We start from the raw sequence: 16,437 nt of genomic DNA on the forward strand, positions 1-16,437 counted from the left end.
AAGCCCTAGCGAGCGATGTTCGGCCCTGGTGAGACCAGGACACCAGGTCTTCCGCCTTCGCCACTCAGATCAGCCTCTGCCCGCCATCGATGTGGATCGTCTCCCCCGTCATAAACTCGTTCTGCATCAGATAGAGATAGGCGCCACATCGGCTGGCGTAGCCTCGCCGACGATCTCGTCCCGTGTCCACCCAGCCGGACCAGACGATTTCTTCGGTGCTCCTGATCGGGTTGCGCATCATGCTGACAAAATCTGTCACTGCCATGCGCTATCTATGCTCATCCAAACCAACCAACAAAGGACAAGTAAAATGAGCAGTGACCCCAGCCTCGCACTCCAGGTCGCTTTGGCCTACCACGACGCCTGGAAGACCCAACGATCATGCGACAGTCATGAAAGTCGTGGCGGACGACGTTGTGTCTGAAACGCCGTTCGGCCTCATCGAAGGCGGCGCCGCTCTGCATAGGTCCGAATCGGATTTCGCCGGCATGCTCAAAGGGGCAACGATGGTGGCCGCGTTCGGCGACGAGACCACGGCACTCCTCATGTATTACACCCACACCCATCCCCTCCCCAGCGTCCTCTCGGCGAAGTACTTCACGGTCGAGAACGGGAAGATCACAGCGATCAAGGCGCTCTTCGACAAGAGCGTGTTCGGCGCACAGTGAAAACGGCTCAGCCGCACTGACGCGCACAATCCTACAGAAAGTACTCTCATGATTACCAACAATGCTACGACGGGCCGCTACGGGCGGCTCGTCGCTGACGCCTTGCTGCGCCCGGCTGGTGCCAGCGATGTCGCAACCGCCACACTCAAGGGGAGCGGCGTGCGATGAAACGGATCCAATACCATCAGTATGGCGGCCCGGAAGTGATGCGGCTCGAGGACTTCGAGCTTCGCACGCCGGGCAAGAGCGAGGTTGCGGTGAAGGTCAGCTTCGCCGCCATCAACCCGATCGACTGGAAGATTCGCGCCGGTCACCTGAAGATGGTGACCGGGAAGAAACTCCCGCGCGCCCTTGGCAGCGACATCTCCGGCATCGTGATTGCGATCGGCCCGGGCGTCACCCGCTTCAAGGTGGGCGACGCCGTGTTCGGATCCGTCCAGATCAAGGAGGGTGGCGCAATTGGTGAGGGTGCGATCGCACTAGAGACCTTTCTCGCCAAAAAGCCTGCCTCCGTGTCCTTCGAGAAGGCCGCGTGCCTCGGCACGCCTGGGATAACGGCTTGGAACGGCCTTGTCGGCAAAGCCAATCTCAAGGCGGGCGCTCAGGTCTTCATCAACGGCTGCACCGGTGCTGTCGGTGAATCCGCCGTCCAGATCGCGCGGATGCTCGGGGCCAAGGTCTCGGGAAGCTGCAGCCTGCAGCAGAGGCAACGCGCTGAGGAGATGGGTGTCAGCCGCATCTATGACTATCGCACGACCGATCTCTCGCAGATCAGCGATCGGTTCGACGTCGTGTACGACACAGCCGCCACGATGACAGTTGCAGTCGGGCTCGGTCTGCTCCGCAAGGGTGGCGTGTATCTCGACATCAATCCGACACCGGGCAAGTTCATCCGCGCGATGTTCGACCGCAGGCTCAAGCCGATCGTCTGCACCGCGCGGGCCGACATCATGGAAGGGCTTGCCCACGCGGCTGCCGACGGAAAGCTCCGGCTTCCGGTCGCCGAGATCGTTCCGCTCGAAGATGCGATCGCGCTGGTCGCTGCCCTGGAGCAGGGGCGCAAGCTCAACGGAAAAGCGCTCGTGTCGATGTCTTGAGCAACCCCCTGCCAAAATCTGTCATTGGCTTGTAAGATTGTCTCATGTCTAAGAGCAATCGGCTTTTCGATCTGATGCAGATGCTGCGCCGGCACAATGGTCCCGTGCCGGGCACCGAACTCGCGCGCGAGGCCGGCGTTTCCTTACGCACCATCTACCGCGATATCGGCACCCTCCAGGCAATGGGCGCCGATATCGAGGGGGAGCCAGGCTTCGGATACGTGCTGAAGCCTGGCTTTCTGCTGCCGCCGCTCATGTTCTCGCAGGACGAACTCCATGCGCTCGCGCTCGGCGCGCAATGGGTCGGGCGCCAGACGGACGACGGCCTTGCCTTCGCAGCCCAGAACGCAATCGCCAAGATTGGTGCGGTGCTGCCGACGGAATTGCGGCACCTCCTGACAGACAACGCCTTTTCACGTCGGGCGCAACCGGCCAGAGACGCCAGCCGTGGATCCGGGGCTGCTTCGTCAAGCCATGCGCGAGCAGATCAAGCTTCAGATCGTCTATCGGGATCCGCAGGGCAACGAGACCCTGCGCGTCATCTGGCCAATCATGCTGGGCTTCATCGAGTCGAAGCGGTTCGTGGCCGGCTGGTGCGAGCTTCGGGCGGATTTCCGGACGTTCCGGGCTGATCGTATTGAACGAGTTCAGTTGATCGAAGAACGTTATCCCGGTCGACGCCGGGACTTGGTGAAGAAATGGCGGGAACAAGTCGCAGACGCCGCAAGCCTGTCTGACGTGTGACCCATCCGGCCGATTTCGCGCTTTCGGAGATCGCGCCGTTTCCCGCAAAGGTCACATCAGCCTCTGCCCGCCATCGATGTGGATCGTCTCCCCCGTCATGAACTCGTTCTGCATCAGATAGAGATAGGCCGGCGCCACGTCGGCCGGCGTCGCGACCTTTCCCGCCGGAATACGCTCGCCCATCTGGTCGAAGTAGCCGGCCTTGGCCTCGCCGACGATCTCGTCCCACATCTCGGTGTCGACCCAGCCAGGCGAGACGATGTTGACCCGCGTCGGGGCAAGCTCCAGCGCCAGCGCACGGGCGAAATAGGTGAAGGAGCCGGCTACCGCCGAGACGACCGAGCCGCCGGGGACCGGCGGCCGGTCCTTGTTGATGCCGGAGGTGAAGGTCATGGAGCCTCCTTTCCTCAGCGTACGCACGGCATGCTTGGCCAGCATCACCGCGCCGATCAGCTTGCCGTCGACGAACTGGCGTACGAACGCCATGTCCGTCTTGCCAATCGGGAAGTTGGGGGGCGGCGTGCCGGCCGTCGCGACCAGATGATCGAAGGCGCCCACCGCGCCGAACAGGCGGGCGACATCCGCCTCGTTCGCCATGTCAGCGGCAATCGCCGTCACCCGCCCTGCCCCGGCGAGCCTTTTTTCGGCGGCCTTGAGCTTCTCCGCCGAGCGGCCGACGATTGCCACCTCCGCGCCGCTTTCCAGCGCGGCCGCCGCCACGCCGAAACCGATGCCGGAGCTGCCTCCGACGACAATGATCCTGCTTCCCGTGAGCGCAGCCATGGGGTTCCTCCGTCTTTTCAGCTATGGGGTTGAGAATTACGCGCGGCCGGCGTGGGCCGCCTCGATATCGGCGAGGATGATCTTGCTCATCGAGTACATCGCCTGCCGCGCCCGGTCGGCCTTCTCGCGGTCCGGATCGTTCATCAAGCGCAGCGCCGGTTCCGGGATGATCTGCCAATAGACGCCGAACTTGTCCTGCAGCCAGCCGCAGGGTTTTTCCGAGCCGCCGCCCGCAGTCAGCGCGTTCCAGTAGTAGTCGGTCTCGGCCTGGTCCTTCGTCTCGATATAGAGCGAGATCCTCTCGTTGAAGGACGGCATCGAGCCGGCGTTAAGCGCGGTGAAGCGCTGGCCTTCGAGCTCGAAGTCGAAGATCGCGTGCGGCACGGTCTTGTTGGTGCCGCCGACGAAATCCGTGAACTCGATCGACCCGAGCGCCCGGCCGTTCCTGAAGACCGACAGATAGAAGTCGCGCGCCCCTTCGGCATTGAGGTTGAACCACAGGAAGGGATGAACGGTAGCCATGTTGTCCTCGCAGGTTTGATCGTTGGGGTGAGCTTTGATCACAAGTGCTGTGAGGATTTTTGACTGGAAAATGCCCGGTAGACAAACCAAAATTTGGCAAGTATTTGTTACTAACGCTCACAAATAGATTTCGCCATGGCCCGCGGACTGCCGCCACTGAATGCATTGCCGGCCTTCGAGGCCGCCGCCCGGCATCTGAATTTCTCCAGGGCGGCGGACGAGCTCAACGTCACGCATGGCGCCATCAGCCGGGCGGTAAAACATCTCGAGGACCAGCTCGGCGTGCAGCTCTTCGAGCGCGCGACGCGTTCGGTGCGGCTCACCCCAGTCGGCGAGCCTTACGCGCTGGCCGTGCGCGAAATGCTCGACCAGCTTGCCTTGGCCACCCGGACGGCGACGTCGCGTCTTTCGGGCTCGACCTTGAATGTCAGCACCTCCGACGGTTTTGCCGGAAAATGGCTGGTGCCCCGGCTCTACCGCTTCCATCGCGCGCATGGCGACATCGACGTGCGCGTCTCGACCACCGGCAAGCTCACCAATTTCCGTGGCGACGGCATCGATGTCGCCATCCGCTATGGCGGCGGGCACTATCCCGGGCTGACGTCGGAATTCCTTACCGGCGAGGAGGTGTTTCCCGTCTGCAGCCCGAAGCTCTTGGAGGGGCCGCATCCTCTCAGGAAGCCCGCGGACCTCAAGCATCACACGCTGATCCGCGACGGCTACCGGATCGACTGGGCGGCCTGGCTGGCCAGCGCCGGCGTCGAAGGCGTCGACCCGAACAGCGGGCTCACCTTCGATTCCGCCACCTTCGCGGTGGAATCCGCCGTTCAGGGCGAAGGCGTGGTGCTCGGCCGCACCATGCTCGTTTCGGCCGACCTCGCCACTGGCAGGCTGGTCCGGCCATTCGACCACGCGCTGAAAGCCGTCTCCAGCTTCCACCTCGTCTACCCGCCGGAAGCGATCCGCCAGCGCAAGGTCAAGGCGTTTCGGGATTGGCTGTTTTCGGAGATCGAGCCGGGCTGAAGCTGCCGAAAATCCGCAGCTTGCGCGGACATGCCGGTTGCGCGATGGTGGGCAATGATCGTCGGTGCGTATCTGAACCACAAATTGGAATGCCCGTTTTGCGGTGTGATCCGGTTGCAGATTCCGGCCGATGCTCAGCCCGCCACCCGAATCCATTGCGCCGAGTGCGGCGAATATCTGGGTACGTGGGATGAACTCCAGACTGACTTCGAGCGCCAGGGCGGCACTGACGGAGTATTCCGTCTGGACAAGGGACGTATCCAGAAGCTCGCTTCCAGCAAATGACGAGCCGCCGCCCGCAAGGCCACGCCGGGGTCCGTGAATTGACGGGAACAAACCCCTGACTTGAACGTTGCGCCGCCATAGGGGACTCGCCATGGCGCACAAATCTGAAAATCAATCACAGGAATCCGTCGTCCAACGGCTTGTTCAGGAGATCGGCATTACCGAAGCGCAGGCTTTGGAACTCATTTCTTTCCTGGGCCTGAACTGGGGTTCGCTCGTTCGCGAAGCGAAGGCGCTGTTGCGCAAGCTGTAGCCTGTTCGAGCCGGATTCGGCTTTCTCGACCCCATTCCAAAACGCGCGCTGAAAAGCTTCGCGGCGATACATTAGCAACCGCTTGACAAAGCAGACGGCCGCGCCACCCTTCCTTCATGGCCACAGGCATCAAGGTCGGCGACGAGGTCGCCATTACAGCAACTGTTCGGCGGCGGGTGACGGAGGACCGTGTCAGCGTGTCGATCCCATCCTACGGCCAGCCGCATTCGATCGTCGACCGCACGTCAACCGTGAAGAGAGGCCAGCCGATCGAGCTTGTCGGAGATGTAACCTGCGTCAATGGGGACCGAGTGACGGTGAAGCTCGGCGTGCCGGTCACAGTGGACATCGATAAGGTCAGGCTGGTGACCGCCCATAAGCCTCCCGCGCGAAAGGCGCCGCTGATCGACCGGCCGGAGTGAGGAAGACTTGGGTCTGTCGGCAATTCCGCACGGAAACCGTTTCACGCTTTTCCTGAAAGTGCACCCAGCCAAAGCCCGCCCGGGGAGGACTGCGGGCGGGCTTCTGCAATTGAGCGAGACGAATGACTCGCTCGCGGACCATGGCCCTCATTCAGAGCAGAGGGAGTTTGCCGTTTCGCTACGCACCGAACTGCAAAGGCAGCAGAAAGTTCCCTATTGCGCCGGGACATTCCCGCACGCCCTGATCTTGACGGCCAAAACCCATAAACCCATATCGCAGCCAGGCGCGGACCGCTGTGAGCCCCTGCCTATCCCAAACTCAAATTGTTCGTTCGACTTGGAGGATCTTATGAACGATCGGATGTTTGACAGCCCTGTTTTCGTGAAGAGCGGCAACGGCCTTATCCAGGAAATCGCGTGCCTCGAAGACGCCCTGGAATTTCTCTACGAATGGCCCAGGAACAGACGCGGCACCATCTACGAGACCGCCCTGCGTGCCTGCCAGCGAGCATTCGACAGCAGTTATCCGCTGACGGCCGCTAGAGATGCGTTTTGCGGTTTCGCAAAGTCCGTCAAAATCCACGAGGAAGTGAACGTCGCCTTGCCTTGGATGACCGGCAAAGGCGGCGGTCGCGGCGGCGGAGTGGTTGCGTAGAGCGTCGCAGAACGGAGCAGTCGCGATGCTTGCCGAACCGTTCGAAAAGCCCATCCGCGTCTGGGTCGGACTGGGATTCCCGCGTCAGTTGAATACTGTCGCAGACGCCTATCAATTTGTCGTCGACTGGTGTGGCAACAGCCCCGAGCAGAAGGCGGCAATCCGTGCTTGCAAGGCCGCGCTGGCAGGGGATATCGACGCAGAGACAGCGAGAGGTGTCTTCGTTGCCTTTGCTCGCAAGAAGGACATCCTTATCGAGGATGGAGCAATTCCTCCCGCAACAGGAAAAGCCCGGCCGAAGCATGCTTGATGTGACTGAGGCGGCGACTGACGCCGCCTCGTTCATCTGGCGGGCCAGCTGCCTTTCGGCTGGCTCTGCGGGGCTTTGGGCCCTCAAATGGGGCAACCGACGGCATGGGCGGGGGGCGTTGGGGAGCCGCCGGTCACCAGGACGAGGGGCCATGGAATCAGAAAAATGCATAGGCCCTTATACAATCATGCCAGCAATTCGCGTTCTTGGGAACTGGTTCCGGCTTAAAATTCAAACTCATATGCCCAAGAGTGCACATTCGCGGTGATCTTCGCACGACTCTCGTGACAGGAACCAGATCGGCCGCGCCGCGTCATAGAGACAGGTCCTGTCGAAGTTCCGGAGTGACGTCGATGGTAAGGCTCCTTCTCGTCGTCGCGGTGGCCCTCACGCTCGCATGCAGCGGGGCGCAGGCTGCCAAGCTGGAGTTCGACGCGGTCAATCAGGCGCAGTTCAGCGAGGGCGAGCCGAAGGGCGTCGATCCGATGCTGCTCAAGGCGCAGATTCTTCTCGATCGCGCCCGCTTCTCGCCCGGCCTGATCGACGGCCGCCTTTCCGACAATTTCGCCAAGGCCGTCGCGGCCTTCCAGGCGGCGAACGGGCTGCCGTCCGACGGCAAGCTCACGCGCGAGACCTGGAACAAGCTCGCGGCAACCTTCGCCGGCCCGGTGCTGACAAATTACGAGGTCACGGCCAAGGATGTGCGCGGGCCCTTCACCAGGCGTATCCCTGCGCGCATGGAACGAATGGCGCATTTGAAGCGGCTCGGCTACCGCAACGCGCGGGAGAAGCTAGCCGAGCGTTTCCACCTCAGCGAACAAGTGCTGAGAATGCTCAATCCCAAAACCGGTTTGAGGAAGGCCGACACAACGCTGGTGGTGTCTGATGTCGGCCGAGGCGATCCTCCCGCAGCAGTCGCCAGCGTCGAGGTCGACAAAGCGTCCCGCCAGGTGCGCGTGCTCGATCCTTCGGGCAAGCCGCTCGCGGTCTACCCAGCCTCGATCGGCAGCGAGGAAAAGCCGGCGCCGAGCGGCGCGGCGGAGGTCAGGCGCGTGGTCCACAACCCGACCTATCACTACGATCCGAAATTCGCCTTCAAGGGGATCAGGACCAAACGGCCGTTCACCATTGCCAAGGGGCCGAACAATCCGGTCGGATCGGTCTGGATTGACCTCTCGATCGAAAGCTACGGCATCCACGGCACGCCCGATCCCGGCAAGATCGGCACGACCTTCTCGCATGGCTGCATCCGCTTGACCAACTGGGACGCCGAAGACCTCGCCGCCATGGTCAAGCCGGGCACGAAAGTCGACTTCAAGGACGAGACCGCGCAGGACGGGCAAGCGCAGTGAAATGCCGCCAGTTTGCCACTCCGCCCAAGCGGACCGCTGCATAAGCCCAGCTTATCGTCACCCCTAGTTTTTCAGAACGTTACATGTCCTTCCGTCGCCTGTAGCTTCGGCGGCGCTCTTTGAAAACGGTCCGGATTTGGTGATTTGATGCAGACACATGCGAGAGTGGTGATCGTCGGCGGAGGCTGCGTCGGCGCCGGCATCTTGTATGGCTTGGCCAAGCGCGGCTGGACCGACGTGGCGCTGCTCGAGCGCACCCAATTGACGGCCGGCTCGACCTGGCATGCGGCAGGCCTCGTCCCGTCCTATGCCCGCAACATCAATGTCGGGCGGATGATCAAGAAGACCATCGAGATCTATGAAGGGCTCGAGGCCGAGACCGGGCAGCCGGTCGGCTGGCACAAATGCGGCCAGTTGCGCATCGCCAATTCCAGGGATCGGCTCGACGAGTTCAAGAGCTATATGAGCGTCGCCGACGTCCAGGGCATGCGGGCGCAATTGCTGACGCCGGCGGAGGCCAGGGAGCTCTGCCCGCTTCTCGACAACGACCATATGCTCGGCGCGCTCTATCATCCGGACGACGGCCATATCGCGCCGGCCGACGTGACCCATGCCATGGCCAAAGGCGCGCGGGATCTGGGCAGCAAGGTCTATCTCAACACCGAAGTCACCGGGTTCAAGCGGACGCCCGGTGGCGAATGGCTCGTGCAGACGAACAAGGGCGACATAACCTGCGAGCACGTGATCTGCGCCACCGGCAACTATGCGCGCCAAACCGGCGCGTTGCTCGGCCTCGACATCCCGGCGATCCCGATCCTGCACCAGTACTGGATCACCGAAGCCGTGCCGGAGGTCGTGGAGCGCAAGCGGCAGGGACGTCCCGAAATGCCGATCCTGCGCGACGAGGGTTTTGAGGGGTATCTGCGCGAAGAAGGCGACGGCCTGATGTTCGGGCCTTATGAGCGCACCGAGCACCTCAAGCTATTCGCGGAGGACGGCGTCCCCGCCTGGTTCGGCGCCGATCTTGTCGAGGAGGATTTCGAGGCGGTGTCGTGGAACTGGGAGCAGGCACTGCAGCTGGTTCCGGAGCTGGGACGAGTGGGCATCAAGGCCAATGTCCGCGGCCCGTTCCAGATGACCGCGGACGAGCTGCCCTTGATGGGGCCGGCCTGGGGCCTGCCCAATGTGTGGCTGGCCGAGGGCGTGCCGGGCGGTATCCTGTGGGGCGGCACGATCGGCTACTATCTGTCGGAGCGGATCGTCGAGGGCGGCAACAGCCTCGACACGTCCGATCTCGACCCGCGCCGCTTCGGCGACTATGCCAACAAGGCCTGGACGCGCGAAAAGGTCCGCGAGGCCTGGGGCACGCATGCGGAACAAAAATATCCCGGACAGGACATGCCCGCCGCCCGGCCGCAGAAGACCGCGCCCTCCTATGCGAGGCTGACCGAGCTCGGCGCGGTCTGGGGCGTGCTCAACGGCTGGGAAATGCCCAACTGGTTCGCGCCGAAGGGCGTCGAGGCCAAGGACCAGTATAGCTGGCGCTGGACGCCCAAGGGGAATTTCGTCGCCGAGGAAGTCCAGGCGGTGCGCAACGCCGTCGGCCTGGTCGAGATGACCCCGATGACCAAGTTCGAGGTTTCGGGGCCGAACGCTGCCGCCTGGCTCGACAACATCCTCGCCAACCGGCTGCCAGCGGCCGGCCGGGTGACGCTCGCGCATCACCTCACGGTGGGAGGCGGCGTGCAGGCGGAATACATGATCGCTCGCCTCAAGGACGATCTCTTCTACCTTATCTCGACGCCGCGCGCGGAGCGCTGGAATTTCGACGATCTCTCAAGACTGCTTCCCGCCGACGGCAGCGTCAGCCTGAGGAACGTCACCAACGACCGCGGCTGCTTCACGGTCGTTGGCCCCAAGGCGCGCGAGGTGCTGCAACCGCTGTCGGAGGTCGAACTTTCGAACGAAAGCTTCCCATGGTTCAGCGTGAAGACCGGCAGCGTCGCTCTGGCCAGCGACGTCAGGCTGCTGCGCGTCAACTATGAAGGCGAGCTCGGCTGGGAGCTCTATCATCCGCTACACTACCAGCGGCAGCTGCTGGACGCGATCCTGAAGGAGGGCGAGAAGCACGGCATGCGGCTCGTCGGGCTGCATGCGCTGGAGTCGCTCAGGCTCGAAAAATCCTATCGCGCCATGTATCGCGACATGAATCCTGAGCTCAACGCGCTGGAGAGCGGGCTCGAGCGTTTCATCCGCCTCGACAAGGGCGATTTTGTCGGGCGCGACGCGGTGCTGAAATACAAGGCAAGGGGCGACCAGCGCCGGTCGGTCACGCTCAGAATTGAAACCGACGGCGCGAGCACGCTCGCTTCCGAGGGCCTCTACATCGACGGCGCGCTGGTCGGGCGCATCACGTCGGGCGGCTATGGCTACGCGCTCGGGCATGACGTGGCGCTGGCGCTCTTGCCGGAGCGTCTCAGCAAGCCCGGCACGAAGCTGGACGTCGCGATCCTGGGGGAATGGAAGGTCGCCGAGGTGATCGCGGATTCGCCTTACGACCCGACCTCGGCCAGGGCGCGGATGTAATCAGACCATCGAGCACGGGAGATGGGAAGCTTGATACCGGAGACGATGAAAGCCGTTCTCCTGACCGGACATGGCGGTTTCGACAAACTCGTCTACCGCGAAGTGCCGGTGCCGAAGCCTGGCGAGGGTGAACTGCTGATCGAGGTCGCCGCGGCCGGGATCAACAACACCGACATCAACACGCGCATCGGCTGGTATTCAAAAACGGTGACGTCCGAAACCGCCAGCGGCGGCGCGGGAGGCTTTGCCGCCGTCGACGACGCGGATGCGGGCTGGTCCGGCACGGCTCTCGAGTTCCCGCGCGTCCAGGGCGCGGATGTATGCGGCCGCGTCGTCGCCGTCGGCAATGGCGGCACGGCCGAACGCATCGGAGAACGCGTCCTGGTGCGCAACATGCTGCGCACCTATGTCGGCTATCGCCCCTACGGATGCTGGACGCTCGGCAGCGAGTGCGAAGGCGGCTTCGCGCAGTTCGTGGTGGCTCCCGCGCGGGAAACCTACACCGTGCGCTGCGACTGGAAGGACGAGGAACTGGCCGCTGTGCCATGCGCCTATTCGACGGCGGAGAACATGCTGCACAGGGCACGCGTGGGGACCGAGCGCGTGCTGGTCACCGGTGCTTCGGGCGGCGTCGGATTGGCGGCGGTTCAACTGGCCAGGCGCCGTGGCGCGACGGTCATTGCGGCCTGTTCGGCGTCCAAGGCGGCGGCGGTGCTGGCGCAAGGAGCGGATCGGACGATCGATCGGGACGCCGACCTGAGAGAAACTCTCGGCGCGGGATCGGTCGACGTTGTCATCGACGTCGTCGGCGGACCTCGGCTCCCGCAATTGCTCGATACGCTGCGGCGCGGCGGCCGATATGTGGTGGCGGGCGCCATCGGAGGCCCGATCTCCGAAATCGACCTGCGTACGATCTATCTCAACGACCTCACCCTTTACGGCTGCACTTTCCAGGAAGACGAGGTTTTTGAGAACCTCGTCGGATACATCGGGCGGAACGAGTTCAGGCCACTTGTCTCGCGGGTCTACCCGCTGCGGGAGATCGTCAAAGCCCAGCAGGACTTCCTCTCGAAAGCGTACCCCGGAAAGCTCGTCCTAGTGCCTGAGCGCGACAGCTCGACGTCAGGCTGACGCGATTTTGTCGTAGCGACGACGCAGGCGACCGGTCATCTTTGCACCGCCACGGATCGTTCCGCCCTGCCCTGCGTTGATCACCACGCACGGAGGAAACAGCAATGGACGACGATCGGATCGAGAAGATCAGACAGCGCGCCTACGAGATCTGGCAGCGCGAGGGCAGCCTCGATGGCGACCATGAGCGGCACTGGCATCAGGCCGAGATGGAAATCGATCGCGAAGCGGCCCTGCCGCTGACGGCGGACGACGCGCTGCCTGAAACGCGAGGGTCCGGCAGCGCTGATGTGCTGACGGTCGAGGCGCTGGCTGAGCGCACCGGGATCAGCAGCGGGCAGGCGCAGGAACTGCTCGATCGGCTGGGCAACGACCGGGCCGCGATCGAGCAGGCGGCGCAGAGCATCCAGGCGCGGACAAGGCCCTAAAGCGCGTCGCGATCTTTCAGATTCGCTCCATGTGCTTTAGGTTTTCGATTTTACGCATGTCTTTATCCCGTAACCGGTTCCCACTTTCGGGAGACATGCTTTAACCGCGAAGCGCCAGACAACAGCCTCTCCGCACGATAGCGGCATGGGAAGCCGCTTGTTTGTGACACGCGCCTGCATTGTACTTTCCAGGATCCAAACCTTGGGGAGGCAAGGCGATGACCTGGAAAGCGGCGGCGGTTTCCTTGGCGGCGGCGATGTCGATGGATGGGGCGATGTGTGGCCAGGCGCTGGCCTGGGGCCAGGAAGGCCATGCCGTGATTGCCGAGATCGCGCAGCACAGGCTGAGCAAAGACGCCTATGGGGCGATCGAGCAGCTCTTGCGTTCGCATCTCAAGCTGAAGCTGCCGGCGACGGTCTCTCTGGCCTCGGTCGCGAGTTGGGCCGACGACTATCGCGCCGAGAACCACAAGGAGACGTCGAACTGGCATTTCGTCGACATTCCGCTGGCGTCGAAGCCCGGCGACACGACGGCCGGCGCCACCGCTTACGACCCGGCACGCGATTGCAAGGACGATGCGAGTTTCGGCACCTGCCTGATGAAGGCGCTGCCGGCGCAGGAGAAAATCCTTGCCGATCCGAAGAAGAGCGACGAGGAGCGCTGGAAGGCGCTCGCCTTCGTTGTCCATCTGGTCGGCGACCTGTCGCAGCCGCTGCACTGCGTCGAGCGGATGGACAACAACCAGGGCGACCAGGGCGGCAACACGCTGACGGTCACCTTCAACGTCTCGCGGCCGAAGCCGGACGGTTCCACCTACCGCGACCTCACCACCTTCCATGCGGTGTGGGGTTCGAGCCTGATCCTGTTCAAATACTATGATTGGGGCAAGGTCGCGCTCGACCTCGAGACCGAGGTCATCCCCAATCTCGCGCCGATGCCGGCGGCTGACCAGACGCCTGAGAAATGGCTGGCCGCCTGCCACGCAGCAGCGGAGGACGCCTATCGCGCCCTGCCCAAGGGCACGTCGATCAAGTCGGACAACCCGCACGAGGTGATCCTCGACCAGGCCTATTTCGAAAAATTCTCGCCGGTCGCCGTCGAGCAGCTCGCGCTCGGCGGACTGCATCTGGCCGCCGTGCTCAATGAGACGCTGGCGGTTGACAAGTAAGCGGCGGAGAAAGGCCACTTCTGGAGAAGTGCCGCTGACTTGGAGCGGCTCAGCTTTGATGGGGCTGACCCGCTCCAAGCCTGCCCCGCCAAGCGGCGATTGCCGCGCGGCCCGCGCGGATGCATAGTCGGGAGACGGCAATGGCGCCTGGCTCGACCGGCGGAAATGGCCATGAACGACGAAAAAGACAATCCCGGCGTCGCGGTGTTCCCGCCGCTGCTGTTCCTTGTAGCGCTGATCCTTATTCTGGCGCTGCGCTATGTCTGGCCGCTGGCGATCGGCGGCAGACCGCTGACCATGGTGCTGGGCATCGCGCTTGCGGCCCTTGCGATCGCCATCATCGCCTGGGGCCGCATGACGATGCAGCGCGGGGGCACCAATATCGACCCGACGAAGCCGACGCTGGCGATCGTCACCGGCGGCCCGTTCGGCTTCAGCCGCAACCCGCTCTATGTCGGCCTGATGGGGCTGCTTCTCGGGATCGGGCTCGTGTTCGATACCTGGTGGGGCGTGCTCGCTCTCGTCCCGATCTTCCTCGTCCTGCATTCCGGCGTGGTGCTGCGCGAAGAGGCCTATCTGGAGCGCAAGTTCGGCGAGCCCTATCGCGCCTACAAGGCGAGCGTGCGCCGCTATCTCTAAGGCGATGCCGCGCACCTGATCCATGCGATCGGCCCAGCAGGTGGGCGTGTTTCGGCCGTCAGCCCTTCATCGAGTTGCTGAATATCTGCACGCCGACGCGCTCGTTGCGCCGCCAGCGCACCACGGCGCGATAGACGGCATCGTCGTCGGGAACAATCAGCGTGAAGCGGTCCGGCAGTTCCACCTGCGGCCCGACGCGCAGTTCGGCGCCATGCTCGTGCTGGTTTCGGATGGAGCACCGGATGCTGGCGTCGCTGGTGACGATCGTGGCCTGCTTCAGCACGAATTCTCGTGAATGAAGACGGCGCTCTGCGTGGGGAAAGGTGGCCATGGTGCACTCGTCCCGGAACTCTTCGGCGGGCTCAGCTTCCCAACCGCGACGCTGTACCATAGCAGCGAGGCCTTTCCGATCCGTTAGCGGTTGCTAATCGCTGTCGGCTGGAGGCGAGCCCATTTCCGCAGACTTTGCAGCCCGAAGTTGGCGTCGGCAACAGGCCACCGAGCAGACGCCCTTTCTTCAATACGCATGCGCGTGGTGATGGCCTTCCGGCTCCATCATGGCGAAAAGCAGATTCTCGCTGTTGGTGCCGGCCGCGAGCTGCAGCCTGGCGCTGAACTCATGCGGCTCGGCCGGGGCGACGAGGCTCTGCAGATAGTGATGATCGCCGCCGACCGGCGACAGCGGCAGGCGCTCGACCCTACCGCCAGGCCGCTCGATGGCGACATGCGCCTGCAGCCCCTCGGCATGGCGCGACAGGCGCAGCCGCATGCGTTCGCCCTGCGGCGTGTCGACGATCTCCAGGAGCCCGCTGGCGAGCTTGCCCGACACCAGGAACGGATCGGGAGCGTGATGGTGGGCACCTTCGGCCTGCGGCCCGGCGAAACGGACCGTGGCGACGTCGAGCGCGGGAATGTGGACAAAGAGCTCGGCTTTCAGCGATGCGGCGATGTTGTTTGCCGCGGCGAGCAGCAGACCGTCATTGACCGCAATCGCCACGTCGACATGCAGCTTGTGGCCGAGCCAGCGGGCCTTCGCCTCGACCACCTTCTCGATGCCTACGACATGTTCGGCAGCATGATGGATCTCGTCGACCAACCCGGGCTCCACCCCGTCCAACATCCGGGTCAACACCGACCGCGCCGACTGCCACACAATGCCAAAGATGGCGACGGTGATGATGAGGCCGATGATCGGATCCGCAAGCGGATAGCCGATCCAGACGCCGATCGCGCCTACGACGACGGCGAGGCTGGTGAGCCCGTCGGTGCGGGCATGATAGCCGTCGGCGACCAGCGCGGCGCTGTTGATCTGCCGGCCGACGCGAATGCGGAACACCGCCACCGTCTCATTGCCAAGAAAGCCGATGACGCCGGCAGCGGCAAGCCAGCCAAGGAACCGCACCGGCTGGGGATTGAGCAGGCGGTCGATCGCCTCGTTTCCGGCGACAATCGCGCTCCCCAGGATGATGAGAACGATGACGATGCCGGCGAGGTCCTCGACCCGACCGAGGCCGTAGGTAAAGGTCCGGGTCGGCTTGCGGCGCGCCATCGCGAAGGCGATCCAGAGAGGTATGGCGGTGGTCGCGTCGGCAATGTTGTGGATGGTGTCGGCGAGCAGCGCCACGCTGCCCGAAATCGCGACGACGGTAACCTGCAAGGCAGCGCTGACCGCCAGGATGACGAAGGACCATTTGATCGCCCAAATGCCGCGATCGGTCGTCGCGATCGTGGCGTCGATCACGCCATGCGTATGACCGTGCGGACCGTGATGATCATGGCTGTGCCCGCCATAGGTATGTCCATGCGCCCCGAACCCGAACCAGTCCAGAATTCTTGCCCACATGGTGGCCTCACAGATATTTGGTGAGCTGCTTCAGCTCCTTGAGCGTGTCCCTGGTCGGCTCGCCGCCTTCGACCAGGCAATGCTCCATGTGGTCGTGGATCAGCTCGCGCTTGGCGTTGCCGACGGCGCTTTCGACGGCATGAAGCTGTTGCGCCAGATCGAGGCAGGAGCGCCCCTGCTCGAACATGGTGAGCACAGCGGCCAGATGGCCATGCGCGCGCTTGAGCCGGGCGATGATGTCGGGATGGGAGCTATGTATCGTCATGCGGGCTATCCTATCCCCCAGGGTAGGATATAGCAACGAGCGACGCGTCAAACGTGCGGGTTGGCTCTACGGGCCAATCCGGTCGATCTGCCTGAAGAAACTAATGCCGCTTGAAGTACTGCACTTCGCGTTCGTGCTTCTCGGCAGCCTCGCGCGACTTGAAGGTGCCGAGATTCCGGCGCTTGCCGGTCCTCGGATCCACCTTGCGCGAATAGAGACGGTATTCGCCGGACTTCAGCTTGCGGATCATGGCAACCTCCTG

Annotated in this window: 21 protein-coding genes and 1 pseudogene; 15 read left to right on the forward strand and 7 right to left on the reverse strand. The window is 63.4% G+C overall.

The window, feature by feature from the left end; genetic code table 11:
• Positions 1–64: 64 nt before the first annotated feature.
• Entirely contained in the window at positions 65–265 is a 201-nt protein-coding gene (locus AU465_RS05385) for an SDR family oxidoreductase (protein ID WP_192244682.1), read from the reverse strand.
• A gap of 127 nt (positions 266–392) precedes the next feature.
• Between AU465_RS05385 and AU465_RS05390 the strand changes: the two genes are divergently transcribed.
• From AU465_RS05390 to AU465_RS05400, 3 genes and pseudogenes are all read left to right on the forward strand, one after another.
• Positions 393–668 (forward strand): nuclear transport factor 2 family protein, encoded by a 276-nt coding sequence (locus AU465_RS05390; protein WP_246505886.1) that lies wholly within the window; start codon positions 393–395, stop codon positions 666–668.
• Positions 669–832: 164 nt separating this feature from the next.
• The gene (locus AU465_RS05395) at positions 833–1,765 is read left to right on the forward strand and encodes an NAD(P)-dependent alcohol dehydrogenase (RefSeq protein ID WP_192244684.1); all 933 of its coding nucleotides are present in this window, start codon (positions 833–835) and stop codon (positions 1,763–1,765) included.
• A gap of 44 nt (positions 1,766–1,809) precedes the next feature.
• A pseudogene (locus AU465_RS05400) lies at positions 1,810–2,509 on the forward strand (helix-turn-helix transcriptional regulator).
• Between the two features lie 51 nt (positions 2,510–2,560).
• On the opposite strand, the gene AU465_RS05405 reads toward AU465_RS05400, so the two are convergent.
• Both AU465_RS05405 and AU465_RS05410 read right to left on the reverse strand, forming a co-directional pair.
• On the reverse strand, positions 2,561–3,292 hold the full coding sequence (locus tag AU465_RS05405) for an SDR family oxidoreductase (protein WP_192244686.1): 732 nt from the start codon (positions 3,290–3,292) through the stop codon (positions 2,561–2,563).
• A gap of 36 nt (positions 3,293–3,328) precedes the next feature.
• Positions 3,329–3,814, reverse strand: coding sequence for a VOC family protein (locus AU465_RS05410; protein WP_192244688.1), 486 nt, complete (start codon positions 3,812–3,814; stop codon positions 3,329–3,331).
• A 135-nt stretch (positions 3,815–3,949) separates the two neighbouring features.
• Between AU465_RS05410 and AU465_RS05415 the strand changes: the two genes are divergently transcribed.
• From AU465_RS05415 to AU465_RS05470, 12 genes are all read left to right on the forward strand, one after another.
• Positions 3,950–4,837 (forward strand): transcriptional regulator GcvA, encoded by an 888-nt coding sequence (locus tag AU465_RS05415; protein WP_192244691.1) that lies wholly within the window; start codon positions 3,950–3,952, stop codon positions 4,835–4,837.
• A gap of 54 nt (positions 4,838–4,891) precedes the next feature.
• The gene (locus AU465_RS05420; protein ID WP_192244693.1) at positions 4,892–5,122 is read left to right on the forward strand and encodes a hypothetical protein; all 231 of its coding nucleotides are present in this window, start codon (positions 4,892–4,894) and stop codon (positions 5,120–5,122) included.
• A gap of 91 nt (positions 5,123–5,213) precedes the next feature.
• Positions 5,214–5,375, forward strand: coding sequence for a hypothetical protein (locus AU465_RS05425; protein ID WP_192244695.1), 162 nt, complete (start codon positions 5,214–5,216; stop codon positions 5,373–5,375).
• A 116-nt stretch (positions 5,376–5,491) separates the two neighbouring features.
• Positions 5,492–5,797 (forward strand): hypothetical protein, encoded by a 306-nt coding sequence (locus AU465_RS05430; protein ID WP_192244697.1) that lies wholly within the window; start codon positions 5,492–5,494, stop codon positions 5,795–5,797.
• A gap of 349 nt (positions 5,798–6,146) precedes the next feature.
• Positions 6,147–6,452, forward strand: a complete 306-nt coding sequence (locus tag AU465_RS05435) for a DUF982 domain-containing protein (protein WP_192244699.1) — start codon at positions 6,147–6,149, stop codon at positions 6,450–6,452.
• Positions 6,453–6,477: 25 nt separating this feature from the next.
• Positions 6,478–6,762, forward strand: coding sequence for a DUF982 domain-containing protein (locus AU465_RS05440; RefSeq protein ID WP_192244701.1), 285 nt, complete (start codon positions 6,478–6,480; stop codon positions 6,760–6,762).
• A gap of 353 nt (positions 6,763–7,115) precedes the next feature.
• Positions 7,116–8,114: a L,D-transpeptidase gene (locus AU465_RS05445; protein ID WP_192244703.1), complete on the forward strand. Its 999-nt coding sequence runs from the start codon at positions 7,116–7,118 to the stop codon at positions 8,112–8,114.
• Between the two features lie 147 nt (positions 8,115–8,261).
• A complete protein-coding gene (locus AU465_RS05450) occupies positions 8,262–10,700 on the forward strand; it encodes a GcvT family protein (RefSeq protein WP_192244705.1) in 2,439 nt (812 codons plus the stop codon).
• Positions 10,701–10,745: 45 nt separating this feature from the next.
• Positions 10,746–11,831 (forward strand): alcohol dehydrogenase family protein, encoded by a 1,086-nt coding sequence (locus AU465_RS05455; protein ID WP_192244707.1) that lies wholly within the window; start codon positions 10,746–10,748, stop codon positions 11,829–11,831.
• Positions 11,832–11,935: 104 nt separating this feature from the next.
• On the forward strand, positions 11,936–12,259 hold the full coding sequence (locus tag AU465_RS05460) for a DUF2934 domain-containing protein (protein ID WP_192244709.1): 324 nt from the start codon (positions 11,936–11,938) through the stop codon (positions 12,257–12,259).
• A gap of 218 nt (positions 12,260–12,477) precedes the next feature.
• Complete coding sequence (locus AU465_RS05465; RefSeq protein ID WP_192244712.1) at positions 12,478–13,428, forward strand: S1/P1 nuclease; 951 nt, start codon at positions 12,478–12,480, stop codon at positions 13,426–13,428.
• Between the two features lie 171 nt (positions 13,429–13,599).
• Positions 13,600–14,067, forward strand: a complete 468-nt coding sequence (locus AU465_RS05470; RefSeq protein WP_192244714.1) for a methyltransferase family protein — start codon at positions 13,600–13,602, stop codon at positions 14,065–14,067.
• 58 nt (positions 14,068–14,125) lie between these two features.
• Here the strand turns inward: AU465_RS05470 and AU465_RS05475 are convergent, their stop codons facing one another.
• The 4 genes from AU465_RS05475 to AU465_RS05490 all read right to left on the reverse strand — a co-directional run bounded on the left by AU465_RS05475 (position 14,126) and on the right by AU465_RS05490 (position 16,425).
• Positions 14,126–14,398 (reverse strand): PilZ domain-containing protein, encoded by a 273-nt coding sequence (locus tag AU465_RS05475; RefSeq protein ID WP_192244716.1) that lies wholly within the window; start codon positions 14,396–14,398, stop codon positions 14,126–14,128.
• A 186-nt stretch (positions 14,399–14,584) separates the two neighbouring features.
• Positions 14,585–15,910, reverse strand: a complete 1,326-nt coding sequence (locus AU465_RS05480) for a cation diffusion facilitator family transporter (protein WP_192244718.1) — start codon at positions 15,908–15,910, stop codon at positions 14,585–14,587.
• A gap of 7 nt (positions 15,911–15,917) precedes the next feature.
• Positions 15,918–16,175 (reverse strand): metal-sensing transcriptional repressor, encoded by a 258-nt coding sequence (locus AU465_RS05485; RefSeq protein WP_040973109.1) that lies wholly within the window; start codon positions 16,173–16,175, stop codon positions 15,918–15,920.
• Between the two features lie 100 nt (positions 16,176–16,275).
• Positions 16,276–16,425, reverse strand: coding sequence for a hypothetical protein (locus tag AU465_RS05490; protein WP_095770090.1), 150 nt, complete (start codon positions 16,423–16,425; stop codon positions 16,276–16,278).
• Positions 16,426–16,437: the final 12 nt, after the last annotated feature.

The organism is Mesorhizobium silamurunense, from assembly GCF_014843905.1.
GTDB classification, from domain to species: Bacteria; Pseudomonadota; Alphaproteobacteria; order Rhizobiales; family Rhizobiaceae; genus Mesorhizobium; species Mesorhizobium silamurunense.